The sequence below is a fragment of the Cupriavidus phytorum genome, from assembly GCF_003254285.1.
In the GTDB taxonomy this organism is placed as follows: Bacteria; Pseudomonadota; Gammaproteobacteria; order Burkholderiales; family Burkholderiaceae; genus Cupriavidus; species Cupriavidus phytorum.
The window spans coordinates 62782-86240 of the sequence record NZ_QKZN01000009.1; the positions used below are offsets into that span (position 1 = coordinate 62782).

Below are 23459 nucleotides of genomic sequence, written 5' to 3' on the forward strand. Positions count from 1 at the left end.
CTTCAGGCTGCCTCCCTCCCATCCGACCTTACCTCGGCATCAGCCCTTGGTTCCCCTGAACACCACCCCCAACCCCGCCAGCACCGCCCCCATCCCCGCCAGCGCCAGCGGCGCCATGCGGTTGCCCAGCAGCAGGTAATCCAGCGCCGCGGTGCCGGCCGGCACCAGGTAGAACAGGCTGGTCACGTTGACCAGGTTGCCGGCGTGGATCAGGCGGTAGAACAGCAGCGTCGCGCCGATCGAAATTCCCAGCGCCAGCCACAGCAGCGGCGCGGCGAACGCCAGCGTGGCTTCGAAGGCGAAGGGCTGGAACGGCAGGCACAGCAGGCAGGCCCCCAGGCTTGCGCCGTACTGCAGCGGCAGCACTTCGGCGGGCGCGCGCGGGCTGCGCTTCTGCAGGATGGCGCCGACCGTCATGCTGGCCAGCGAGGCCAGCGCGCACAGCACCCCCGCCGGCGACAGCCGGGCCAGCAGCAGGCTGTCGGCAACCACCATGGCCAGCCCGGCGAATGCCAGCGCCAGGCCGCCCAGGCGCGCAGCGCTGGCGCGGCGCTCGGTCAGCAGCAGCGTCAGCATCGGCTGCGCCCCCAGCACCGTGGCCAGCACGCCGGGCGTCATGCCGTGGTCCAGCGCCAGAAAGTAAAAAACCGCGTAGCCGCCGATCAGTAGCAGGCCCGCGCCGGCCGTATGCAGCCGCTCGCCGCGCGGCGGCAGCAGGCGCCTGCGCGCCAGGCCGATCGCGCCCAGCACGGCGCAGACCAGCGCAAAGCGCAAGGTCAGCAGGGCGAACGGGGTGGCGTGGTCGAGCGCCAGCCGGGCGGCGATGGCGCCGCTGCTCCATAGCAGCACGAACAGCGGCGTGGCCCAGAGGGCGGAGGAAGTGGAGCGCGTGGTGAGCGTGTCGCGCGCGGCGTCGAAGCGCGCCGCGCAATCTTCTTGGTTGTTCATGGCTTGTCATCTGTCGTCAGCTTGGCGGGCTCCGGCGACGCGCATCGGCATGCGGCCACGGCACGGCGACAGCGCGCACAGGCGTGCGTCGGCCATGCGCGCGGGCGCACGAAGGCGGGATTACCGGAGACGAGAAGGGCTGGGGCGCGTGCCCGTCAGCCGCGCGGCGGCGGCGGGTGTGCACCGCCGGAGAACGGCGGCGGCGGCGCGACAGATGTGAACGCAGGCTGGCGACGCGGGCACGGCAACGCACGGCCCGGAGGCGCGGCGATGACGGGGCGTTGACGGTCTGCGGTCATGGTGGAAAGCGGAAGCCTTGAAGAAAGATCGACCGGCGTCGGTCAAAGTGGTGTGGCGATGCTATGCCTGCACGGCGCTCGCGTCAACGGGATCCTGCAGTGTCCTGCTCCAGCCGCGACACCAGGGCCTGCAGCGCCGGCGCGCAGCCGGCCTCGACCTTCAGCGCCAGCATGGCGTCGGCACGCGTGGTGCCCAGGTTGAGCGCGGCCACCGGCTTGCCCATCTGGCCGGCCCAGACGCAGAAGCGGTAGCCGGAATAGACCATCAGCGACGAGCCCACCACCAGCATCGCGTCCGCGGCTGCCAGCGCCGCGCGCGCGGCGTCGACACGCGCGCGCGGCACGGATTCGCCGAAGAACACCACATCAGGCTTGAGGATGCCGCCGCAATGGCCGCAGTCGGGCACCTGGAACTGCGCGAACAGCGGCGATTCGAAATGCACGTCGCCGTCGGCCGCGGGCGGCGCGATCACGTCGCGCAGTGCGGCGTTGCGGGACACCAGCCAGTCCTGCAGGCCGGCGCGGTCGTGGCTGGCGCCGCAGTCCAGGCAGATGGCATTGGCCAGGCTGCCGTGCAGCTCGATCACGCCCTGGCTGCCGGCGCGCTGGTGCAGGCCGTCGACATTCTGCGTGACCAGCGCCGTCATCCGGCCCTGCTCGCCCAGCCGCGCCAGCGCGTGGTGGGCATCGTTGGGCCGCGCCTGCCCCGCCAGCGGCCAGCCGAGCATGCTGCGCGCCCAGTAGCGCTGGCGCCCGGCGTGCGAGCCGAGAAAGGCCTGTAGCGTGATCGGCGGGGAGCGTTGCCACTGGCCACGCGCGTCGCGGTAGCCGGGAATGCCGGAATCGGTGCTGATGCCGGCGCCGGTCAGCACGAACAGGCGCGGGTGGCGCTGCACGAAATCGAACAGCGCCGCCCCGGCTGCCGGGGAGGGCTGCGATGGCTGCAATGGCTGCATGGCCGGGACGCTCGGGTGTGTGCTCAAGCGGCCGGATCCTCGGCATGGCGCGCGGCCTGGCGCGCTTCCCATGCCCGCAGCGCCTCGCGGTAGCGGTCCATCTCCTGGTAGTAGTAATCGAAGATGCAGGGATCGCAGCCGGAGCCGCAGCACTCGCCATCGGCGGGCCGCTCCGGCGGCTCCGGGCGGGGATCGTCAGGGGTAAGCGTGGAACCAGCGACGGGGACTTCGGGGGACACTTGAGACACTTGCAAATCGCGCGCGCGGCGCCATGGCAAACCAGCCCCCAGTATATTCCGGCGCGCCCGCCCCTGCCCCGCGGTGCCTGGCAGCGCCGCAAGCCGATCTGAACGCTTCCGAGGTCCGTGTTGAATTGTTTTGGCGGGCGGCGTGCACAGGGGCCTGCACGCCACGTTTTGCCGGAAGATAGCCGGACTTCCCGCCCCGGCAACCGGCCACGCAGCGGACTGCGACCCCGATCGAGCCATGAAGGCAGCCCCACACCAACGCCCGCGCCACGCCGGCACGAAGCGCCTGCTCGCCGCCATCGCGCTGGCCGCCGGCGCCGCGACGGCCGCGGAGCAACCGGCAGCCGGCCATGACGCCGGCGCTGCCGTGAGCCCCGCAGCTCCTGCCCACGCCCGGCCCGCCGCGGCGGCTCGCCCGCGCATCTGCCTGGTGCTGTCGGGTGGTGGCGCGCGCGGCGCCGCGCATATCGGCGTGCTCAAGGTGCTGGAGGCGATGCGTATCCCGGTCGACTGCATCGCCGGCACCAGCATGGGCTCGCTGGTCGGCGGCGCCTACGCTACCGGCATGGGGCCCGCTGAAATGGAAAAGTTGGTCAGCGGCCTGAGCACCAACAAGCTGTTCAAGGAACGGCCGCCGCGCCAGGACCTGACCGTGCGGCGCAAGCAGGACGACTTCACCAACCTGCTCACGCCGGAGATCGGCTTGCAGGCAAGCGGCGTGCTGCTGCCGAAGGGCGCGGTCTCCGGCGTGCAGCTGGAGACGGTGCTGCGCCAGCTGGCCAGGACCCCGGGCTACCGCGATTTCGACCGCTTGCCGATCCCGTACCGCGCGGTGGCGACGGATCTGGTGGCGGGCACGGCGGTGGTGTTCAGCGAGGGCGAGCTGGCCAACGTGATGCGCGCCAGCATGTCGGTGCCGGGGGCGGTGGCACCGGCGGAATACGAGGGCCGGCTGCTGGTCGACGGCGGGCTGACCGACAACCTGCCGGTGGGCGTGGCGCGCAGCATGGGCGCCGATATCGTCATCGCCGTGAACCTGGGCACGCCGCTGATGAAGCGCGAGGCGCTGACCTCGGTGATCGGCGTGACCGGCCAGATGCTGAACATCCTGACCGAGCAGAACGTGCGCGCCTCGCTGGCCTCGCTGCGGCCCACCGACGTGCTGATCGAGCCTGCGCTGGGCGACTTTTCCGCGACCGATTTCGACCACCTGTCGACCACCATCCCGATCGGCGAAGCCGCCGCGCGCAAGGTCGCCGACCGCCTCGCGCCGCTGGCGCTGCCGCCGGCGCAGTATGCCGAGCTGCGCGCGGCCCAGCAGGCGGTGCAGCCGCCCGACACCCGCCCCGTCGACGAGATCCGGCTGGCGCCGCTGCATCGCGTCAACCCGGACTATGCCACCGCGGTGATGCAGACCCGCCCGGGCGAGCCGATCGACCAGGCCGCGCTGGACCAGGACATGCGCCGCCTGTTCGGCACCGGCGACTTCGAGCACGTCAACTACGGCATCCTGGAAGAACCGGGCCGGCGCGTGCTGACGGTCAATGCGGTGGAAAAATCGTGGGGCCCCGACTACCTGCGCTTCGGGCTGGGACTGAGTTCGGACTTCCGCGGCGACGCGTACTTCAACCTGGTCGGCAGCTACCGGCGCACGTGGCTCAATGCGCTGGGGGCGGAATGGCGCACCGACGCGCAGGTGGGCCAGACCTCGGCGCTGAGCAGCGAGTTCTACCAGCCGCTGGATACGCGCCAGTTCTTTTTTATCGCCCCGCGCATCGAGCTGGAGCGGCGCCCGGTCAATGTGTTCCAGGGCAGCACGCGCATCGCCACCTACGACGTGCGCCGCTTCGACCTGGCGCTCGACGTCGGCAGCCAGTTCACCAAGTACGGCGAGCTGCGCGTCGGCGTGCAGGCCGGCTCGGAGCATGCCACCCTCAGCACCGGCCCGGCGTCGCTGGCGCCGGGTCCGGGCAGCATCCGGCGCGGGGCCATCACCGGGCGGCTGTTCTTCGACCAGCTCGACAGCGTGGACTTCCCGCGCTTCGGCTATGCGGGCGGGGTGCGGATCTACGCCTCGCAACCGGGGCTCGGAGCCGACCAGACCTATATCAAGGCCCAGGCCGACGGCATCTATGCCCATTCGTTCGGCGACCACACGCTGTCGTTCGGCTTCAAGGTCGGCGGCAATCCGGGCGGCAAGCCGCTGCCGAACTACGACCAGTTCCAGTGGGGCGGCTTCCTGCAGCAGTCCGGCTACGCGACCGGCCAGCTGATGGGCGGCAACCTGCAGTTTGCGCGGCTGGTGTACTACAACAAGCTGGCGCGGCAAACCCTGCTGCAGGGCGTCTACGCCGGCTTTTCGCTGGAGGCGGGCCGCGTGGGCGACCCGCTGGTGCCCGGCAGCCCGACCGGGCTGCTCAAGTCCGGCTCGCTGTTCCTGGCGCTCGACAGCCCGCTCGGGCCGCTCTACCTGGCCTATGGCCGCGCGGCGGCCGGCGTCTTCAGCTTCTACCTGTACCTGGGCAAACCGTTCTGACGCGGCGCGGCAATGTGCGTCTCGCCGTACCCCTCCAAAGTTGTATGTAATGTCTTAATTCAAATGTCTATACTTTTCCCTGTCACCAAGACCCCCTCTTGAATGACAACCTTCCCCGGTCGCCGCTTCCCCAGCGGCGACTTTTTTATGGGCGCGTGGCCGACGAGGGCCCGCCTATAATCCCTGCCTCGGGCTGCACTTGCGGCCGTCTTCGCGCCGGTTCCGCGCGCACCCTTCATGCAGATCGACTTCCAGCATTTCACGCCGTGGCTTTCGCTCGCCGGCGGGCTTGTCATCGGCCTCGCGGCGGCGCTGATGATCCTCGGCCTGGGCCGCGTCGCCGGCATCAGCGGCATCGTCGGCGGCCTGCTGCGGCTGCCGCATGGCGACACCGCATGGCGCGCCGCCTTTGTCATCGGGCTGCTGCTGTCGCCATGGCTGGCCACTGCCTTCGATGCCATGCCCGCGGCACGCATCGACGCGGACTGGACCGAGGTGCTGGTAGCCGGGCTGCTGGTCGGCGTGGGCACGCGCTATGCCGGCGGCTGCACCAGCGGCCATGGCGTATGCGGCCTGTCGCGCGGTTCTGTGCGTTCGCTGGCGGCCACCGTGACCTTCATGGCGGCCGGCTTCCTGACGGTGCTGGTGCAGCGCCACGTGCTGGGAGGCTGAATCATGGGCACCCTGCTGGCGTTGCTGGCCGGACTGGTGTTCGGCATTGGCCTGATCCTCTCCGGCATGGCCAACCCGGCCAAGGTGCTGGGCTTTCTGGACCTCGCGGGAATGTGGGACCCGTCGCTTGCCTTCGTCATGGCCGGCGCGATCGGGGTCGGCGTGGTGGCTTTTGCGCTGGCACGCCGGCGCCAGCGCTCGTGGTTGGGGCTGCCGATGCAGTGGCCGGTGCTGACCGCGGTCACGCCGCGCCTGCTGCTGGGCAGTGCCGCCTTCGGGATCGGCTGGGGGCTCGCCGGCTTCTGCCCTGGCCCCGCGCTGGTCGCGCTGGGTGCGGGCTATGCCAAGGCGTGGGGCTTTGTCGCGGCGATGCTCGCGGGCATGGCGCTATTCGAGGTGGCGGAAGGGCTGACGCGGCGGCGCCGATGACGCAGCGCAGCATGCAAGCAGTACTGGCCCGCGGCGCCGGAGCGGTTTAACATTGCGCGATTATCGAACGACAGTAGACCACTCCCAGCCACCCATGGATGTCCTCCGCCCCATCGGTCTTGGCCATGCCCAGGCCGACACCGTCCGCGTTGCCCGGCCCCAGGCCGACCTGCTCGCCAGCTTTGCCGGCGATCCCAATTTCATGCTGTCGCTGGCGCGCGGGCTGACCGTGCTGGAAGCGTTCTCCGAGCGCAAGCGCCCGCTGACAATCTCGCAGGTGGCGCAGCGCACCCAGCTCTCGCGCGCGTCGGTGCGGCGCTGCCTGTACACGCTGGAGCAGCTGGGCTATGTCAGCCAGCAGGACGGCCAGTTCGCGCTGCGCCCGCGCGTGCTGCACCTGGGGCACGCGTATTTCTCGTCGACCTCGCTGGTGTCGCTGGCGCAGCCCATCCTGGACAACCTGAGCGCGCGCATCCACGAGACCTGCACGCTGGCGATCCTGGACGGCACCGACATCCTGTACCTGGTGCGCTCCGAAGTGCAGCGCGTGCTGAACTACTCGCTCGGCATGGGCAGCCGCCTGCCGGCCTACTGCACCTCGAACGGCCGGCTGCTGCTGGCGCACCAGCCCGCCACGGTGCTCGACGGCTTCTTCGAGCATGCCGAGCTGCGCCCGCGCACGCTGCAGACCAAGGTCTCGCGGCAGGAGCTGGAAGCCTGCTTCGAGCGTGCCCGCGAAGTGGACTATGTGATCGTCGATGAAGAGCTGGAGCCCGGCCTGCGCGCCATGGCGGTGCCGGTGCGCTCGGCCTCGGGCATCGTGCTGGCGGGGCTGAGCGTGAGCGTGCGCGCCGCGCGCGTCTCCGAAGCGGACATGATCACGCGGCTGCTGGCGCCGATGCGCGAGGCCGCCGCGGCGATCGGCCGGATGATCGGTTCCTGATCTTGCCGCTGGCCGGCAGCCGGGCTTACCGGCCTGACTGTGCGCGCAGCCGCGCGGGACTGAGCATGGCGGCGGTCACGCCGTGGTCGGCAATGTGCGCCGGCAGCGGCCGGCCCTGCGCCAGCGCGGCGCAGGCCTCGCCCATTGCCGCCGAGGTCTGGATGCCATAGCCGCCTTGCGCGGCCACCCAGAAGAAACCTTCCGCCTCGGGATCGAACCCGCCCACCAGGTCGCCGTCGGCAACAAACGAGCGCAGTCCGGCCCAGGTCCGCGCGGGGCGGCGGATCGTCAGCGTGGTAGCGGCCTCGATCTGGTGGATGCCCATGGCAATGTCCAGCTCCTCGGGCTGCACGTCGTGCGGTGGTACCGGGTCGGCGTTGGCCGGGGAGCCGAGCAGCATGCCGGCATCGGGCTTGACGTACCAGGTCTCGTCGAAGCCGTAGAACATCGGCCAGCGCGAGACCTCGATGCCATCGGGCGGAGCAAAGACAAAGGCTGAACGCCGGCACGGCTGCAGTCCCACCGGCGCCACGCCCGCGCGCGCCGCGACCACGTCGCACCACGCGCCCGCCGCGTTGACCAGCACCGGCGCGCGATAGAGGTCTGCGCCGGCATGGACGTGCCACAGGCCGTCGCGCCGCTCGATCGCCCCGGCCTCGGCGCCGCAGGCGATCACACCGCCGTGATGGCGCACGCCGCGCAGGTAGCCCTGGTGCAAGGCATGCACGTCCATGTCGGCGGCATCGGGCTCCAGCACCGCGCCCAGCACCAGTTCCGGCCGCAGCACCGGCACCAGCGCGCACGCGCCGGCCTGGTCCAGCCGCTGTGCCCGTGCCCCCATGCCGGCCAGCACCTGCCAGTGCGCGTCGAGCTGGTCCTGTTCGCCTGGGCGCGCCAGCATCATGGCGCCGCGCGGCGACAGCACCGGATGGTCGGCAAAGCCCGCGGGCGGGGCATCGAGGAAGGCGCGGCTGGCCATGGTCAGGCCGCGCACCTGCGGCGTGCCGTAGCTTTCCAGGTAGAGCGCGGCCGAACGGCCGGTGGCGTGGTAGCCCGGCTGCGCCTCGCGCTCGAGCACGATCACGCTGCCCGCGCGCGCCAGCCAGTACGCCACCGAGGCCCCGGCAATGCCGGCGCCGATGACGAGGTAGTCAGCCGAAAACTGCTTGCCGCCGGCCGGAGCCGGATCGCTGTGGACCATTGCCGTGCGCCTCCCGTGTCATGCGAACTGGCGGGCAATGTAGCGTAAACCAGGCCGGGAGCGGGGGGAGCGCGCCGGATCCGAGGCGGGCGTATCAGCCGCGGTGCGCCAGTTCGAGCGCGAACACCAGCCGCTGCAGGAAGTTCTCCATGCGCCCGTCCGGATTGACGAAGGCACAGCCGAAGTGGTGGATGGCGCTGTCGTCGTGCCCCACCAGCCAGTGGCCGACCACCTGCATGTCCACCTCCAGCTTGCCCAGCTCGCGGAAGTCCAGCCGGCACTTCGCCACCGTGGTGCCAACCGGCAGGTGGTCGGCGGTGACGGTCTTGGAGCGCAGGCCCACGCCGGACAGCGACAGGTCGGCGATATCGAGGCCCAGCACGGTCTTGTCCGGCATCGGCATCTCGCAGCGGTAGCCCTTGGTCACCAGCGTGCGCGCGCGGAAATGGCGGCGGCGCTGGAAGTGATAGAGCTTGTCCGGAAACTCGACGACAAAGGCGGGCCCGTCTTCATAACGCGTGGCCGCCGGCTGGCCCACCACGAAGTTGACTGGCACGCCGCGCAGCAGCCCGGAGAACGCATTCTCTTCGGAGGTCATCAGCGACATCCGTTCGGGCTCGGCATTGCACCAGTCGAACACGAAGGTGCGGTTGACCGGGTCGACATGCAGGATCGAGGTGACGAACTGGTGCGCGGTGCGGGTGCGCACGCTCAGCATGCACTTCTGCCACGCCAGGTCGCGCAGCACCGTGCCGATCTGCGAGTTGTGGGTCAGGCGATAGCGCTCGTCCGCCGGGTCGGCTTCGGCGTCGTGATCGGCGGGCCCGGGGGCGTCGTGCTGGTTCATAGGTTCACGCAACATCTGGAGGGGCTGGGAGCGACGGCGATGGCGCAGCCACGGACCAGCCGGAGCCCGTCGGCGGCACCGGCCTGCCGGCCGCGCGCCGCATGTTAAGCGCCTGCACCATAGGCCGGCAAGACCGATGATCTCACTTCGGCAAATCTGTGGCAGAACTTGAGGACAGACTTCCGGGGGGTAGCGCTTGCGTGCCTTTCAGGCCTGCGGCGGCGGTGCGAGCGTGGCCTGCGCGCACTCGCGCAGCCATGCCAGCAGGGCCAGCCGGCGCGCGTCGTGCTCGAACGGCGCGGGCGACAGCAGGTGGTAGGCCGAACCGTCGGCCGCAAAGCCGAACGGCCCCGCCAGCCGGCCGTCGGCGATCTCGTCGGCGGCCATGAGCTGCGAGGCCATGGCCCAGCCCAGGCCCGCCGCCGCGGCCTGCAGGCTCAGATAGAAATGCTCGTACCAGGCGTCGCCATCCAGGCGCAGGCGGCCCGCGTCATCGGGGCACGCCGCCTGCCAGCGCTGCCAGGCCTCGGGCCGCGTGCGCGTGTGCAACCGCACCGGCGCCACCGCGGCACCCCCGGCGGCCTGAGGCCGGCACACCGGGCCCACGCGTTCCTGCACCACCTCGCGCGCATGCCAGCGCGCATCGAAGGCAAAGTCGTTGCGCCGCAGCGCCAGGTCGGCGCCGCTGCGCGCAAAGTCGATCGGCCCGCCCGCCGCCATCAGGTGCAGCGGAATGTCGGGATGGAGCGCCGCAAAGCGCGGCAGCCGCGGGATCAGCCAGCGCATGGCGATGGTCGGCTCGCACGACAGCACCAGGGCCCGCCCCGTCGGCTGTGTGCGGATGCGCGCAGCGGCGGCGGCCAGACCCTCCATCGATTGCGTCGCCGCCGCAAACAGCGAGCGCCCCGCCTCGGTCAGGAAGACGCCGCGGTTGCGCCGCTCGAACAACGCCACGCCGAGTGTGTCCTCCAGCTGGCGGATCTGCCGGCTGACCGCGCCATGGGTCAGGTGCAGTTCCTCCGCCGCCCGGGCAAAGCTCTCGTGGCGCGCCGCGGCCTCGAAGAATCGGATCCATCCCAGCCAGTGCATCGGTTAGTTTTTCTCACGGAATCGCGCGAGTATATATCGGTTGTGGGGGTGCTTTCCGGCACGCAGAATTGGGTACGCTTGATCCCCAAGAACCGGGATCGGCCAGAAAACTCAACATATCCTGACGCAACATGCCCCCTCTCGCCGAATCCCTGGCGGTCGCCACGGTGACCGTGCTGGCCGTGATCAGTCCCGGCCCCGACTTCGCCATGGTCACCCGCAACAGCTACCTGTACGGCCGCAGCGCCGGCTTGCTCAGCGCGCTCGGCATCGCCCTGGGCGTGCAAGTGCATGTGCTCTATACGATGTTCGGGGTGTCGCTGCTGATGGCGCACGCGCATGGCGTGCTGACGGTGGTGAAGGCGCTGGGCGCCGTCTATCTGATCTGGATCGGCCTGCAGACACTGCGCCGGCGCGACGCGCTGACGGTAGACCTGCGCGGCGGCCGTGCGCTCGCCCCGCTGGCGGCGCTGCGCATGGGCCTGCTGACCAATGCGTTGAACCCGAAGACCACGCTGTTCGTCGTCAGCACCTACACCCAGGTGGTGGACGCCCGCACCCCGGTACCGGTGCAGTGGGCCTATGGCGGATTCATGTCGGTGGCGCACCTGGCATGGTTCAGCGTGGTGGCCTGGGTGTTCACCGCGCCGGCGCTGCGCGCGGCCATGCTGCGGCGCCAGCGGCTGCTGGACCGCGCCATCGGCTCGGCCCTGTGCGGGCTGGGGGTGGCGCTGGGCTTCAGCAACCTGGCGTAGGGCCTGGCGCCACCAGCGGCCAGGCCTGGCGCAACAGATGTTGCGGACCCTGCGGACCGAGCCGGCTTTCAAACAACACCAGCCGCGCGACGCGCCACGGCGCGCTGGCCAGGGTGCGGTGCGCATCGAGCCACGCGCGCAGCGCGCTCTCGGGCACGGTCGGCTTGCAGCGGGCCAGGGTCACGTGCGGATGGAAGCGCCGCCGCTCGGGCGGGAAGCCGGCGGCTTGCGCCAGTGCCTGCCCCACCTCGGCGTGCAAGGCGCGCAGCGCGTCCAGTCCGGGACGGGGCGCGAGGCCGGCCCACAGCACCGACCCCGGGCCGCTACGGAAGCGACCGGTGCCATAGGCCTGCAGCGAGAACGCGGGGGTGCGCAGCATCGCGAGCGCGGCACCGAGCTTTTCGACCGCCTGTGTTGCCTCGCCCAGCCCTTCGCCGAGGAAGTGCAGGGTCAGGTGGACCTGCGCGGGCGTCGCGGCGCGCACGCCGGGTGCGGCAGGCAGCGTCGACAACAGCCCCACCGCCTGTGCGGGCGGTACTTCCACTGCGATGAACAGGCGTGCCATCGCTGCGCGGCCCGTGTCGGCCGGTGTCAGCCCATCGCGGCGGCGATGCCCTCGCGCCGCAGCAGCGCGCGCTTGCGCTCGATGCCGCCGGCATAGCCGGTCAGCGCGCCGGCGCTGCCCAGCACGCGATGGCAGGGCACGATCACCGACAGCGGGTTGCGGCCGACCGCGCCACCGACCGCGCGCGCATGCGTGGGCGGCAGCCCGAGCGTGCGCGCCAGTTCGCCGTACGAAGCGGTGGCGCCGCACGGGATTTCCAGCAGCGCCTGCCACACGCGCTGCTGGAACGGGCTGCCGGCAAAGCGCACCGGCACGGTAAAGGTGTCGCGGCGGCCGGCAAAATACTCGGCCAGCTCAGCGGCGGCGCGGTCCAGCACCGCGGCGTCGGCGGCAGGCACGTCGCGGCTGCCGGCAATGCCGGCGGGATGGTACTTCTGCCCCGCGAAGAAGACGCCGGTCAGGTGCCCGTCGCGCGCACGCAGCAGCACGGTGCCCAGCGGGCTGTCGATATGGCGATAGCTGGTCATGGGAGGCTCTCCGGTTGCGCCGCGGCCGGCGGCGTGTCCTTCATCGTTTCATAGCGGTGCCACAGGTGGATCGCGGCGTAGGCCCGCCACGGCGCCCATTGCGCGGTGCGTTCGTGCATCGCCCGCACGGTGCTGACGCCCAGCACCTTGCGCAACGCATAGTCGGTACCGGGGAAGGCATCGGGCCAGCCCAGTGCGCGCATGGCGACATACTGCGCGGTCCAGTCGCCGATGCCGTCGATCTCGCGCAGCGCCGCCACCGCCTGCTCCGGCGCCGCATGCGGGTCGAGCGCCAGCGTGCCGTCGGCCACACGGCGCGACAGCGCCTGCAGCGTGCGGGTCTTGCCCGGCGACACTCCGGCCTCGCGCAGCGCAGCCTCGGGCAACGCCGCCAGCGCGGCCGCGCCCGGGAAGGTGTAGCGCAGGCCGTCCGGCGGCGCGCCGTCCAGCGCCTGCCCCGCGCGCTGTGCCAGCGCGGCCAGGATGCGCCGCGCCTGCACCACCGAAATCACCTGCCCGACCACGGCGCGCACCGCGATCTCGAAGCCGTCGACGCAGCCTGGCAGGCGCACTCCCGGCATCGCCTCGGCCAGCTCGCCCAGGTGACGGTCCACCACGTCGGGGCGACAGCCCAGGTCGCACAGCCGGCGCACCTTGCCCAGCGCTTGCGGAATCACGCGCGCCAGCGACGCCGACAGCGTCACGCGCAGCACCAGCCGGCGCGGCACATGCTCGATGCGCACCCAGCCGAGGTGTGCGCTGCCGCCGGCTTCGACGCGCAACGTGCGCAGATAGGCGCCCTCGCGGATGGCTTCGATGCCGTCGACCGCGCGCGTGGCCAGGAAGCGCAGCCATGCGTCCCAGGCAAAGGGCGGGCGGTAGCCGAGCTCGAACACCAGCCGGTCGGCCACGCCCTCGGCGGCACGCCGGCGCAGCGCCAGCGGCGTCAGGCCGTAGCGGGTCTTCAGCACATCGTTGAAGCGGCGCACGCTGCCGAAGCCCGCCGCCAGCGCCACGTCCGTCACCGGCAGCGCGGTGTCGGCCAGCAGCCGCTTGGCCAGCAGCAGCCGCTGGGTCTGTGCGTACTCCAGCACCGAAACGCCGAACTGCGCGTCGAACAGCCGCCGCAGGTGGCGCTCGGTCACGCCGATGCGCGCCGCCAGCGCGGCCACGCTGCCGTCGGCCATGAAGCCTTCGTCGATCAGTGTGGCGGCGGCCTGCGCCAGCCGGCCGGAAATATCGGCCAGGCCGTGCCCGGGCGCCAGTTCCGGGCGGCAGCGCAGGCACGGGCGAAAGCCATGCTTTTCTGCCGCGGCGGCGCTTTCATAGAACGAGCAGTTCTCGCGCTTGGGAGTGCGTACCGCGCACACTGGCCGGCAATACACGCCGGTCGACGAGACCCCCACGTAGAAGCGTCCGTCGAAGCGGCGGTCGTGCGAGGCCACGGCCTTGTAGCAGGTATCGGGATCGAGGTTCATGACGGCATGCTACCGCCAGATGCCGGTGCGCATCCGCTGGTTTCGGACATTTCCCTCTGGCGCGCGGGGATCGGTTGGGGCACAGTTGCCCTGCCCTTATCTTTCCCATCGGAGACCCCATGCGCCGCACCGCCCTGCAACTGTCACTGCTTGCCACGCTGGCCTGCGTGCCGGCGCTGGCGCAGCCTTCGGCAGCGCCGGCACAGGCAGTGCAGGCGGTGCAGGTGGCATCGGTCGAAGGCATTACCGAACACCGCCTGCCCAACGGCCTGCGCATCGTGCTGGCACCCGATGCCGCCAAGCCCACCACCACCGTCAACATCACCTACCTGGTCGGCAGCCGCCACGAAAACTACGGCGAGACCGGCATGGCGCACCTGCTCGAGCACCTGCTGTTCAAGGGCACGCCGTCGCTGCCGGGCAAGACCATCCCGGGCGAGTTCGCGCGGCGCGGCATGAGCGTCAACGGCACCACCGCGCAGGACCGTACCAACTACTTCGAGACCTTCACCGCCAGCGACGACAACCTCGACTGGGCGCTGCGCATGGAGGCCGACCGCATGGTCAACAGCGTGATCGCGCGCGCCGACCTCGACAGCGAGATGACGGTGGTGCGCAACGAGATGGAGATGGGCGAGAACAGCCCCGGGCGCATGCTGATGCAGCAGACCATGGCCGCCGCCTATCGCTGGCACAACTACGGCAAGGCCCCGATCGGCGCGCGCAGCGACGTGGAGAACGTCAGCCTCGACAACCTGCGCGCCTTCTACCGCCGCTATTACCAGCCCGACAACGCGGTGCTGGTGGTGGCGGGCAAGTTCGATCCCGCCGCCACGCTGGCGCTCATCGAGCGCTATTTCGGGCCGATTCCGCGCCCGCAACGCGTGCTGCCGCCGGAGCCCACGGTCGAGCCCGCTCAGGAAGGCGCGCGCGAACTGGTAGTGATGCGCCCCGGCGACACCCGCCTGGTGGCCGCGCAATACCATGTCAGCCCCGGCGCGCACCCCGACACCACCGCGCTGTCGCTGCTGACCATCATCCTGGGCGACACCCCCGGCGGCCGGCTGTACAAGGCGCTGGTGGAGCGCGGCCAGGCTACGTCGATCGGCAGCGCGTTCTATGCGATGAAGGACCCCGGCGCGCTGCTGTTCATGGCGCAGGCGTCGAAAGACCAGCCGCTCGCGGCCGCGCGTGCCGGCCTGATCACGCAGATCGAGGGCTTTGCCGAAGCCCCGGTGACCGAGGCCGAGTTGGAGCGCGCGCGCGTGCGCATGCGCAACGCCTACGAGCAGTACATGAACGACCCCGGCGCGCTCGGGATTGCGCTGTCCGAGGCCATCGCCAAGGGCGACTGGCGCCTGTTCTTCCTCGCGCGCGACCGCATCGAGACCACCACGCTGGCCGACGTGCAGCGCGTGGCGCTGAACTACTTCCAGGCCTCGAACCGCACCCTTGGCGTGTTCCTGCCGGCCGAGCAACCGCAGCGCGCGCAAGTGCCGGCGGTGCCCGACATCGCGGCCATGGTCAAGGGCTACCAGGGCCGGCCGGCGCTGCCCGCGGTGGCGGCATTCGATCCCAGTCCCGCCAACATCGAAGCCCATACCACGCGCCAGACGCTCGCCAACGGCATGCAGCTGGCGCTGCTGCCCAAGCCGGCGCGCGGGGAAGTGGTGCACGGCGTGCTGGTGCTGCGCATGGGCGACGCGCAGAGCCTGCAGGGGCTGACCACGGTGGGCACGCTGACCGCCGCGATGCTCCGCCGCGGCAGCGCCGGCATGGACCGCCAGCAGATCGCCGACCGCATCGAGGCCCTGCGCGCGCGCGTCGGCATCGCGGGGGGCCCGGAGCAGGTGACGGTCAGTTTCGAGACGCGCCGTGCGCACCTGCCGGAGCTGCTGGCGCTGTTGCGCGACCTGTTGCGCGCGCCGACCTTCCCCGAAGCCGAATTCGAGACCCTGCGCCAGACCAGCATCGCCGAGCTCGAAAGCGTGCAGCGCGAACCCGGCGTGCTGGCCGCCAATGCGCTGGGCCGGCACGGCGACCCCTACCCCGCGGGCGACCCGCGCCATGCGCGCACCATCGCCGAGAATATCGCCGACCTGCGCGCTGCCACGCTGGCGCAGGTGCGCGAATTCCATGCGCGCTTCTACGGCACGGGGCATGCGCAGCTGAGCCTGGTCGGCGATTTCGACGGCGCGGCTGCCGTGGCGCAGGCGGCCATGTTGTTTGGCGACTGGACCGCGCCGCAGCCGTATGCGCGCGTCGACCGTCCGTTCGTGCCGATCCCGGCGGCCGAGTTCACGCTGGCCACGCCCGGCAAGGCCAACGCCGTGTACCTGGCCACCGCGCCGATCGACCTGACCAACGATGCGCCCGACTATGCGCTGATGATGATTGCCAACCGCGTGCTGGGCGGCGCCAGCTTGCGCAGCCGTCTGGCGGACCGGCTGCGCCAGCGCGAAGGCATGAGCTATGGCGCCAGCAGCTGGGTACAGGTAGGCGCGCTCGACCGCGCCGGCCGCTTCGGCGTGCGCGCGCAATATGCGCCGCAGAGCCTGGCGCGGGTGCAGCGCGCCGTCAGCGAGGAACTGGAGCGGCTGGTGCGCGACGGCATTACCGCGCAGGAACTGGCCGAGGCCGTCAGCGGCCTGCTGCAGCAGGGCATGGTCAGCCGCAGCAACGACGCCGCGCTGGCCGGCGCGCTGGCCAGCCAGCTCTACCTGGGCCGCACCATGGCCTTTACCGCGGAACTGGAGCAACGCCTGCGCGATGCCACCCCAGAAGCCGTCAACGCCGCCATCCGCCGCTACATGCAGCCGGGCACGCTGTCACGCGCCTATGCCGGCGACTTCGCCGGCGCGGCGGCGCAGGGCGGTACAACCGGCCAGGCAGCGGGCACGCCCGCCGGCACTGCGACCGGCTCAGGCGCCGCTGGCAACGAAGCCGGCAGCAACGAAGGCGGCGACAGGGCGCCCGCGCGCCTCTGACATGTGCCTGACATAGATCGGCAACCATACTCCCCGGGCGGTGGCGCATCCGCGAGCGCAGGCAACGCGGCGCCAGGGCCTTGCCCCGACCCCGGGTTGACTGTATATTCGTACAGTATAAGTCGATACAAGAGGTGTGGATGTCAATCGTGCGAGCTGGCAGCAAGGCAGAAGCGCTCAGGCTTCTGGCCTCGGAAGGCGTGCTGGCGCTTGAGCTGGACTACGAGACCGGATGGCAGGACGCCGTCGAACTCGGCAGGCTCGGAGAAAAGCGCGGTATCAAGGTGCAATATCGCGGACAAGAAAGCATCGCCGTCCGTTCCCGCGAAGCCCTGATCGAAGGGCTGGCCAAACCCAAGGCCACATTCCGTCAACGCAATCTCTATTGCCAGTTCGATCTCGGCACGCTGGCGGACCATGAACTGCTCGACCTCGAAGCCAAGGCCACGCGGCTCGGGGACTATATTCTCGCCGGCCACCTGCTGCGCGAGGTCGATGGCGTGTGGCCGCAATAAGCGGCCTGAGCGACCTGAGCGACCTGAGCGACCTGAGCGACCTGAGCGACCTGAGCGACCTGAGCGACCTGAGCGACCTGAGCGACCTGAGCGACCTGAGCGCACCTGCGTTCACCAGAAAATAAAGAAGCCGCCCTGCAGGCGGCTTCCGTCACGTTGCGCCGGTCACGCCGGCTACGCCAGGCACGCGGATCAATGCCAGACCCGTGTCGCGTTGGCCCAGCGCGCGGCGCATGACTGCGCCACCGGCGCGTCGATGATGTCGTTGGCGGCAGCGTCGGCCGGTGCCGTCGCGGCAGTCTCCAGCGCGGTGCGCCACAGCACCGCCGACACCAGCGTCTTGCACTGGCGGCGCTCGCCATGCGCCAGCGCCAGCAGGCGCTCGTAGCCATCGATCACGATCAGGCGGTCGCCACGGCGCGGCTGCAGCGTGAGCATGAACAGGTGGTCGCACTCGCACTGCATGCTACCGCCGCTGACCGCCACCACGATCGCGCCGGGCAAGGCGATGCCGCTGCCCTGCACCTCGGTACGCAACCGCGCCAGGTGCGCCTGAACGCGCGGGTCCGGGGTGGCGCCGACGCTGGCCGCCATCTGTGCCGGCAGCGCGCAGAGCGCCATCAGCTCGGCCGGCGACACCGCCAGCGTGTACGCCTGCAGCGTGGGGCGATAGGTCGCCACCACCGCGCGCAGCCGGTGCGGCGCGCCGTCATCGTGTCCTGCCTGCGGCGCACCGTCGCGCCCGCGGTATTGCATCGTGTCCATGTCGACTCCTGCCACGCGGGCCGTTGAGGGTCAGTCGCGCAGCAGATGCTTGGCGATGATCATCTGCTGGATCTGCGTGGTGCCTTCGTACAGGCGCAGCAGGCGCACATCGCGGTAGAAGCGTTCGGCCTTGTATTCGGCGATATAGCCGGCGCCGCCGTGGATCTGCACCGCACGGTCGGCGACGCGGCCGACCATCTCGGTACAGAACATCTTGGTGCAAGAGGCCAGCATGCTGACTTCCGGATCGCTCTTGCCGGCGGGCTTGGCATCGTAGCGCTGGGCGCAGTCGCGCACCATCGACAGGCCCGCATAGAGCTCGGCCTGGCTGTCGGCCAGCATCGCCTGGATCAGCTGGAAGTCGCCGATCGGGCGGCCGAACTGCTTGCGCTCCTTGGCATACGCCACGGCATCGGTGATGAGCCGGTGCGCCATGCCGCAGGCCAGCGCCGACAGGTGCAGGCGGCCGCGGTCCAGCACCTTCATGGCGGTCTTGAAGCCCACCCCCGGCACGCCGCCGATAATGTTGGCGGCCGGCACGCGCACATTCTCGAGCACCACGTCGCAGGTCTTGGTGCCGCGCTGGCCCATCTTCTTGTCGGGCTTGCCCAGCGAGATGCCCGGGGTGTCGGCCGGCACGATGAACGACGAAATGCCGCCGGCGCCGGGTCCGCCGGTGCGCGCCATCAGCGTGAAGGCGCCCGCGCGCGGCGCGTTGGTGATGAAGCGCTTGGTGCCGTTGATGACGTAGTGGTCGCCGTCCAGCTCCGCTTTGGTCTGCAGCGAGGCCGCGTCGGAGCCGGCGTTGGGCTCGGTCAGCGCGAACGAGATGATCATCTCGCCGCTGGCGATGCGCGGCAGGTACTGCTGCTTCTGTTCCTCGGTGCCATCCATCAGGATGCCCTGCGAACCGATGCCGACGTTGGTGCCGAAGACCGAGCGGAAGGCGAACGCGGTATGGCCGAGGTCATAGACCACATCGCATTCCTGCGACATCGACAGGCCGATGCCGCCGTAGTTCTCGGGGATGGAGATGCCGAACAGCCCCATCTCCTTCATGTCGGCGACGATGTCGGCGGGCACGTCGTCGGTTTCCTCCAGCGTGTCTTCGGCGGGCTTCAGGCGTTCGTCGATGAAGCGCTGCACCGAGGCGCGCAGCAGGGCAAAAGATTCTTGGTCTAGGGCCATGGTGATTCTCCGGGTCAAGCCAGTACGTCAGTCTGGCCGCCTATGGTACGCCGGTGGCACGATTTGACAATCCATTGGATCTTGGACAGAAGCGTCAGTAAAATTTGACAATTGGCCGCCCCGGGCTCTCAGCTGACGGACAGCAGGCCGGCCATGCCGATGCCCAGCGCCGCCAGTGCGTCGCCAGCAATCAAGCCCCCGCCAAGCAGCGACGCGGTGTTCATGTCGTGCGGCAAGCCTTGCTTACGCGTCCCGCGCGCTCCGAGCACGGCGCCCACGGTGGCGAGCACACCGCCTGCCGCCATCCATGCCGCCGCCGTCAGGTTGACGAAACCGCCGAACGACGATGCATAAGGCGAGGGCAGGATCACGGCATCGAGCATGAAATCCGCCGCCCGCCCGCCCCGTCCGGAACGCGCAAAGCGCTGCCAGCCAGGATGGCCGAGGATGGCGCGGCGCAACAGCGCCGTGGCCAGCCCGATCAGCAGCCCGGCTCCAACCGCCAGGTACTGGCCGGTCCGGTCCTGCGACAAGCCACGGAGCACGCCGACGACCTTGTAGGTCATGGCCGAGGTCCAGCGCGCCGGCTGCTGGTCGGCCGGCAGGCTGGTCTGGTCCAGCGCCAGCACCGGATAGGCCTGCAGGAACAGCCGCGCCATCGCCACCGCGACCAGTGCGCCGACCACGATGCCCGCCACCTGGTAGCCGAACTGCACCATGCGGTCGCTGCCCAGGCGCCAGCCGGTGGAGCGGTCCTGCTGCATGTCGCTGGCTTCGGCGGTGGCCACCAGCAGCACCGTGGCGGCGATCAGGCCGACCTGCGGCGCACGCAGGCCGGCGGCCGCCATCAGGATCACCGAGAGCACGAACGCCGATGAAATCGGATTCTGGTCGACCATGCCGACCGAGATGCCGTTGACCAGCGCGAATACCAGCGCGAGCAGCACGGCGATCAGCTGGAAGGCCAGCGGCTGCCCGAACCACATCACCCCCGCCGCCACCGTGGCCACACCCCACATCAGCGCCCAGGCTGCTACCCAGCCCATGCCGGGCCCGCGCCGCGACGCGGCGCATTTGGTTGCGGCTGGCGGTATGTCCGGTTGCCGATGGTGCCGTGCCCGCCAGCGCCGGCACGCCTGCATCAGCAACTGCGCCAGGTCGACCACAGCCGCGCCCATGATCATGCCCAGCGCCACCAGGAAGGTGGCCTTGCGGTACGGCTCGCCCGGCGCGAGCCAGCCGGCGTCGATAAACCAGGGGGTCATGGCCCAGCCGGCCAGCCCGCCCACCAGCGCGGCCACGCCCACGCGCGCGCCGACGATCATGCCGGCGCCGAAGGTGGCCGCGGACAGGTCCAGCGCGGCCAGCCACGGCACGCGCCCGGCCCCCAGTCCGCTGGCCAGGCCCAGCGCCGTGCCGCCGCCGAGGCGCGCCACCGAGCGCCGCAACAGCGCCGGATCGGTCAGCGCGCGCAGGATGTTGGCCACCGCCAGCCCCGACGGAAAGGTCAGCTGCATGCGGTCCACCAGCAACGGCGTGTACAGCATGCCCACGCCCACCCCGAACATGCCGATGCACAGCAGGTACAGCACCAGTTGCCACAGCGGCGGCTGCGCCATCCCCAGCCACGCCATCGCCTGCAGCACCACCGCCATGCCGCCCATGCCCGCCACCGACGCCGCCGCGGTCTGGATGTAGTTGGCGCCATGGCGCCCGGACGCGCCATAGCCGGCCGTCACTACCGAGCCCAGGATGCCCGCCAGCACCTGCCCGCCGACAAAGAACCCCAGCGAGAAATTCATGTACGCCGCGGCGACACCACCCAGCGGCCCCAGCACCAGCATGCCGGCCGCGCCCAGCATCAGGTGGTATTGCCAGCTGCCAGGCGATGGCAGCCAGGCCGCGCGCGGCGCGGCATCGGAGGGCAGGACGGGCATGGCGCGGCCCCTTCAGCGGAACAGTGTGCCTGTTGCGAAGCATAGGCGAAGCACAGGGGGCGGGGGCGCGGCGGATGCGGCGGGTTTGCGCTGCCGCAGTGCCGGCGTTGGCCGCAGGGGTTTACACTAGTTTCGCACGCAACTATATGGCCGATATAGTTGCGCCCACAACCATCCCGCACAGACCATCGCCCGTCATGCCAGACCTCCACGCGCCTCACCTGCCGGTGCCGCCCGCACCACCGCCCGATTGGTCCCGTCCCTGGCCGCAGCGCATCCCGGTGCTGATCGCCGGCGGCGGCCCGGTCGGCCTGACGCTGGCTGCACTGCTGGCGCGCCAGGGCATTGCCACGCTGGTGGTGGAAGCCGACGACGGCTACTGCGCCGGCAGCCGCGCGATCTGCATGGCGCGGCGCTCGCTGGAAATCCTGGGCTGGGCCGGCGCCGACCGGGCCACGGTAGCAACCGGCCTGCCGTGGGTCGGCGGGCGCAGCTACTATCGCGACACGCAAGTGCTGCACTTCCAGATGCCGAGCGAGCCGGGCGAGCGCTTTGCGCCGATGGTCAATATCCAGCAGTACTACCTGGAGGCCTTCGCCCACGATGCCGCGCTGCGCGGCGCGTCGCCCGCCGACGTGCGCTTCGGCGCGCGCCTGCGGACGCTGCGCCAGCACCCCGGCGGCGTGGTCGCCGAGATCGAGACCGGCGCTGGCGCGGTGGAGGTCGATGCGCAGTGGCTGGTGGCGTGCGACGGCGGCCGCAGCACGGTGCGCGAGCAACTGGGCCTGCGCATGGAAGGCACGCAGTACGAAGGCCGCTACGTGATCGTCGATATCGTGCAAAAGACGCGGCGCGAGGTGGAGCGGCTGGCCTGGTTCGACCCGCCCTCCAATCCCGGCTCGACCCTGCTGATGCACCGGCAGCCCGACGATGTCTGGCGCATCGACTACCAGATCCGCGACGACGAAGACCCCGACGAAGCGGTCAAGCCCGAGAACGTGCTGCCGCGCGTGCAGAGCCACCTCGACATGATCGGCGAAACCGAGCCGTGGCGGCCGCTGTGGATCTCGATGTACAACGCCAAGTGCCTGACCCTGCAGGACTACCGCCATGGCCGCGTGCTGTTCGCCGGCGACGCCGCGCACCTGGTGCCGATCTTTGGCGTGCGCGGGCTCAATTCGGGGCTGGACGATGCCGGCAACCTGGCGTGGAAGCTGGCATGGGTGCTGCGCGGCCAGGCCGGCGACAGCCTGCTCGATACCTACTCCGCCGAGCGCCTGCACGCCACGCGCCAGAACCTTGCCTACGGCGCCAAGAGCACCGAGTTCATGGCGCCGCCCGACTTCGCCTTCAAGCTGATGCGCGAGGCCACGCTGCGACTGGCGTCATCCGAGCCGGCCGTGCGTTCGCTGATCAATCCGCGGCAGTCGGCACCGATTGCCTATGTCGATTCGGCGCTGAACGGTCCCAGCGACTTCGGCAGCGACTGTCTGGGCGCGGCACCGGGCGTGCCCGCGCCGGAGTTGCGCGTGGACGGGCCGGACGGCATCCGGCATCTGACGCAATGCTTCGGGCAGCGCTTCACGCTGCTCTGGTTCGGGCATACCGCCGATCGATCTGCACTGCCCCAGCCGCTGGCAGCGCTCACGCGGGAACATCCGCAAGCCCTGCACGCGTTTGAAGTCGTCACCGGCGCCCCGGCCGGCGCCGCCGCGCTGGCCGACGTCGACGGCCGGGCCCCCGCCCGCTATGGTGCCAGCCCCGGCACGCTATATCTCATCCGTCCCGATGGCTATGTGCTGGCACGCTGGCGCGAACCGTCATGGGATGCCGTGCGCGCCACCCTCGCCCCCCTGCTGCAAACCGGAGCCCGCCATGCAAGCTGAAGACCTCGACCAGGCCTACACCCGACTGTGCGAAGCCATGGGCCGCACCGGCGAAGCCCGCGCGCCGCTGCTGCTGGCGATGGTGTGCCTGGGCCTGATGAGCCGCCAGCAAGCACTGGCGCCGGTGCTGGCGCTGATCGACGAGGCCGAGGCGCGCAGCCGGCAAGAGGGGCCCGGGGACTCTACAATGCCGACGCCCGAAACGGAAACGCCATGAAGCCACTGCCACGCCTCGAACAGTTCCTGACCTACCGCCTGCACCAGGTCAACAAGCTCAGCGACAAGGACAGCGCCTCCGCCTACCTGGAGCAATGCGGGCTGCTGCTCAGCGAGGGGCGCTGCCTGGCGGCGATCGGCGCCTTCGCGCCGCTGTCGGTCAATGCGCTGGCGCAACGCGCCAACCTGACCAAGGGCCAGGCCAGCCGCTCGGCACAGGCGCTGGTGGCGCGCGGGCTGGTCAGCAAGGAAGCCAGCGCAGCCGACGGGCGCGGCGTGGTGCTGTCGCTGACCGCGCAGGGCAAGCCGCTGTACCGGCAGGCGATCGCCATGATCGCCCGGCGCAATGAGGAGATCTTCGGCTGCCTGAGCGAAGACGAGCAGGCGCTGCTGGGCAGCCTGCTCGACCGGCTGGTGGCGCACGCCGGCCAGCAGGACGCGGAAGGCCCAGACGACGACGCGGACGCCTGAG

General features: G+C 70.6%; 23 protein-coding genes. 11 read left to right on the top strand and 12 right to left on the bottom strand.

The features are described from left to right. Window positions 1-39: 39 nt before the first annotated feature. The 3 genes from C7416_RS21330 to C7416_RS21340 form a co-directional block, all read right to left on the bottom strand. Window positions 40-948: a DMT family transporter gene (locus tag C7416_RS21330; protein ID WP_111520775.1), complete on the bottom strand. Its 909-nt coding sequence runs from the start codon at window positions 946-948 to the stop codon at window positions 40-42. A gap of 382 nt (window positions 949-1330) precedes the next feature. After that, window positions 1331-2203 (bottom strand): NAD-dependent protein deacetylase, encoded by an 873-nt coding sequence (locus C7416_RS21335; protein WP_111520776.1) that lies wholly within the window; start codon window positions 2201-2203, stop codon window positions 1331-1333. A 23-nt stretch (window positions 2204-2226) separates the two neighbouring features. Continuing rightward, complete coding sequence (locus tag C7416_RS21340; protein WP_373425042.1) at window positions 2227-2451, bottom strand: oxidoreductase-like domain-containing protein; 225 nt, start codon at window positions 2449-2451, stop codon at window positions 2227-2229. 238 nt (window positions 2452-2689) lie between these two features. Here C7416_RS21340 and C7416_RS21345 point away from each other — a divergent pair, with 238 nt between their 5' ends. From C7416_RS21345 to C7416_RS21360, 4 genes are all read left to right on the top strand, one after another. Further along, window positions 2690-4987, top strand: a complete 2298-nt coding sequence (locus C7416_RS21345; protein ID WP_111520778.1) for a patatin-like phospholipase family protein — start codon at window positions 2690-2692, stop codon at window positions 4985-4987. A 237-nt stretch (window positions 4988-5224) separates the two neighbouring features. Then, window positions 5225-5659, top strand: a complete 435-nt coding sequence (locus C7416_RS21350) for a YeeE/YedE family protein (RefSeq protein ID WP_111520779.1) — start codon at window positions 5225-5227, stop codon at window positions 5657-5659. 3 nt (window positions 5660-5662) lie between these two features. Next, entirely contained in the window at window positions 5663-6088 is a 426-nt protein-coding gene (locus tag C7416_RS21355; protein ID WP_111520780.1) for a DUF6691 family protein, read from the top strand. 94 nt (window positions 6089-6182) lie between these two features. Further along, window positions 6183-7031, top strand: coding sequence for an IclR family transcriptional regulator domain-containing protein (locus tag C7416_RS21360; RefSeq protein ID WP_062803923.1), 849 nt, complete (start codon window positions 6183-6185; stop codon window positions 7029-7031). A gap of 25 nt (window positions 7032-7056) precedes the next feature. Here C7416_RS21360 and C7416_RS21365 read toward each other — a convergent pair whose 3' ends face one another. The 3 genes from C7416_RS21365 to C7416_RS21375 form a co-directional block, all read right to left on the bottom strand. Next, entirely contained in the window at window positions 7057-8232 is a 1176-nt protein-coding gene (locus C7416_RS21365; protein WP_111520781.1) for an NAD(P)/FAD-dependent oxidoreductase, read from the bottom strand. 94 nt (window positions 8233-8326) lie between these two features. Next, entirely contained in the window at window positions 8327-9079 is a 753-nt protein-coding gene (locus C7416_RS21370) for a flagellar brake protein (protein WP_240988232.1), read from the bottom strand. 207 nt (window positions 9080-9286) lie between these two features. Next, the gene (locus C7416_RS21375; RefSeq protein ID WP_111520783.1) at window positions 9287-10168 is read right to left on the bottom strand and encodes a LysR family transcriptional regulator; all 882 of its coding nucleotides are present in this window, start codon (window positions 10166-10168) and stop codon (window positions 9287-9289) included. Window positions 10169-10299: 131 nt separating this feature from the next. On the opposite strand from C7416_RS21375, the gene C7416_RS21380 reads away from it, so the two are divergent. Next, window positions 10300-10923: a LysE family transporter gene (locus tag C7416_RS21380; protein ID WP_111520784.1), complete on the top strand. Its 624-nt coding sequence runs from the start codon at window positions 10300-10302 to the stop codon at window positions 10921-10923. Here the strand turns inward: C7416_RS21380 and thpR are convergent. From thpR to C7416_RS21395, 3 genes are read right to left on the bottom strand one after another with little or no spacing between them, the layout of a single operon-like run. Further along, a complete protein-coding gene (gene thpR, locus C7416_RS21385; RefSeq protein WP_111520785.1) occupies window positions 10907-11488 on the bottom strand; it encodes an RNA 2',3'-cyclic phosphodiesterase in 582 nt (193 codons plus the stop codon). The two genes, C7416_RS21380 and thpR, sit on opposite strands and share 17 nt — an antisense overlap. 26 nt (window positions 11489-11514) lie before the next feature. Further along, window positions 11515-12015, bottom strand: coding sequence for a methylated-DNA--[protein]-cysteine S-methyltransferase (locus tag C7416_RS21390; protein WP_111520786.1), 501 nt, complete (start codon window positions 12013-12015; stop codon window positions 11515-11517). Beyond that, window positions 12012-13493, bottom strand: coding sequence for a DNA-3-methyladenine glycosylase 2 family protein (locus C7416_RS21395; protein WP_111520787.1), 1482 nt, complete (start codon window positions 13491-13493; stop codon window positions 12012-12014). The genes C7416_RS21390 and C7416_RS21395 overlap by 4 nt, the downstream gene beginning before the upstream one ends. Window positions 13494-13612: 119 nt before the next feature. Here C7416_RS21395 and C7416_RS21400 point away from each other — a divergent pair, with 119 nt between their 5' ends. From C7416_RS21400 to C7416_RS29200, 3 genes are all read left to right on the top strand, one after another. After that, the gene (locus tag C7416_RS21400; RefSeq protein ID WP_111520788.1) at window positions 13613-16480 is read left to right on the top strand and encodes a M16 family metallopeptidase; all 2868 of its coding nucleotides are present in this window, start codon (window positions 13613-13615) and stop codon (window positions 16478-16480) included. A gap of 140 nt (window positions 16481-16620) precedes the next feature. Next, window positions 16621-16995, top strand: a complete 375-nt coding sequence (locus C7416_RS21405; RefSeq protein ID WP_012357073.1) for a hypothetical protein — start codon at window positions 16621-16623, stop codon at window positions 16993-16995. Beyond that, on the top strand, window positions 16983-17120 hold the full coding sequence (locus C7416_RS29200; protein WP_181461292.1) for a hypothetical protein: 138 nt from the start codon (window positions 16983-16985) through the stop codon (window positions 17118-17120). Before C7416_RS21405 ends, C7416_RS29200 begins: the two co-directional genes overlap by 13 nt. A gap of 67 nt (window positions 17121-17187) precedes the next feature. On the opposite strand, the gene C7416_RS21415 is transcribed toward C7416_RS29200, so the two are convergent. The 3 genes from C7416_RS21415 to C7416_RS21425 all read right to left on the bottom strand — a co-directional run bounded on the left by C7416_RS21415 (window position 17188) and on the right by C7416_RS21425 (window position 20885). Further along, a complete protein-coding gene (locus tag C7416_RS21415; protein WP_111520790.1) occupies window positions 17188-17760 on the bottom strand; it encodes a hypothetical protein in 573 nt (190 codons plus the stop codon). A gap of 30 nt (window positions 17761-17790) precedes the next feature. Next, window positions 17791-18948: an acyl-CoA dehydrogenase family protein gene (locus C7416_RS21420; RefSeq protein ID WP_012357075.1), complete on the bottom strand. Its 1158-nt coding sequence runs from the start codon at window positions 18946-18948 to the stop codon at window positions 17791-17793. Window positions 18949-19076: 128 nt separating this feature from the next. Further along, entirely contained in the window at window positions 19077-20885 is a 1809-nt protein-coding gene (locus C7416_RS21425; RefSeq protein WP_111520791.1) for an OPT/YSL family transporter, read from the bottom strand. A 197-nt stretch (window positions 20886-21082) separates the two neighbouring features. On the opposite strand from C7416_RS21425, the gene C7416_RS21430 reads away from it, so the two are divergent. Genes C7416_RS21430 through C7416_RS21440 form a run of 3 tightly spaced genes read left to right on the top strand, consistent with a single transcriptional unit; the run spans window position 21083 to window position 23458 of the window. Beyond that, window positions 21083-22771, top strand: coding sequence for an FAD-dependent oxidoreductase (locus C7416_RS21430; protein WP_111520792.1), 1689 nt, complete (start codon window positions 21083-21085; stop codon window positions 22769-22771). Continuing rightward, on the top strand, window positions 22761-22988 hold the full coding sequence (locus C7416_RS21435) for a hypothetical protein (RefSeq protein ID WP_111520793.1): 228 nt from the start codon (window positions 22761-22763) through the stop codon (window positions 22986-22988). The genes C7416_RS21430 and C7416_RS21435 overlap by 11 nt, the downstream gene beginning before the upstream one ends. Then, complete coding sequence (locus C7416_RS21440) at window positions 22985-23458, top strand: MarR family winged helix-turn-helix transcriptional regulator (protein ID WP_111520794.1); 474 nt, start codon at window positions 22985-22987, stop codon at window positions 23456-23458. The genes C7416_RS21435 and C7416_RS21440 overlap by 4 nt, the downstream gene beginning before the upstream one ends. The last annotated feature ends 1 nt before the right edge of the window (window position 23459 follow it).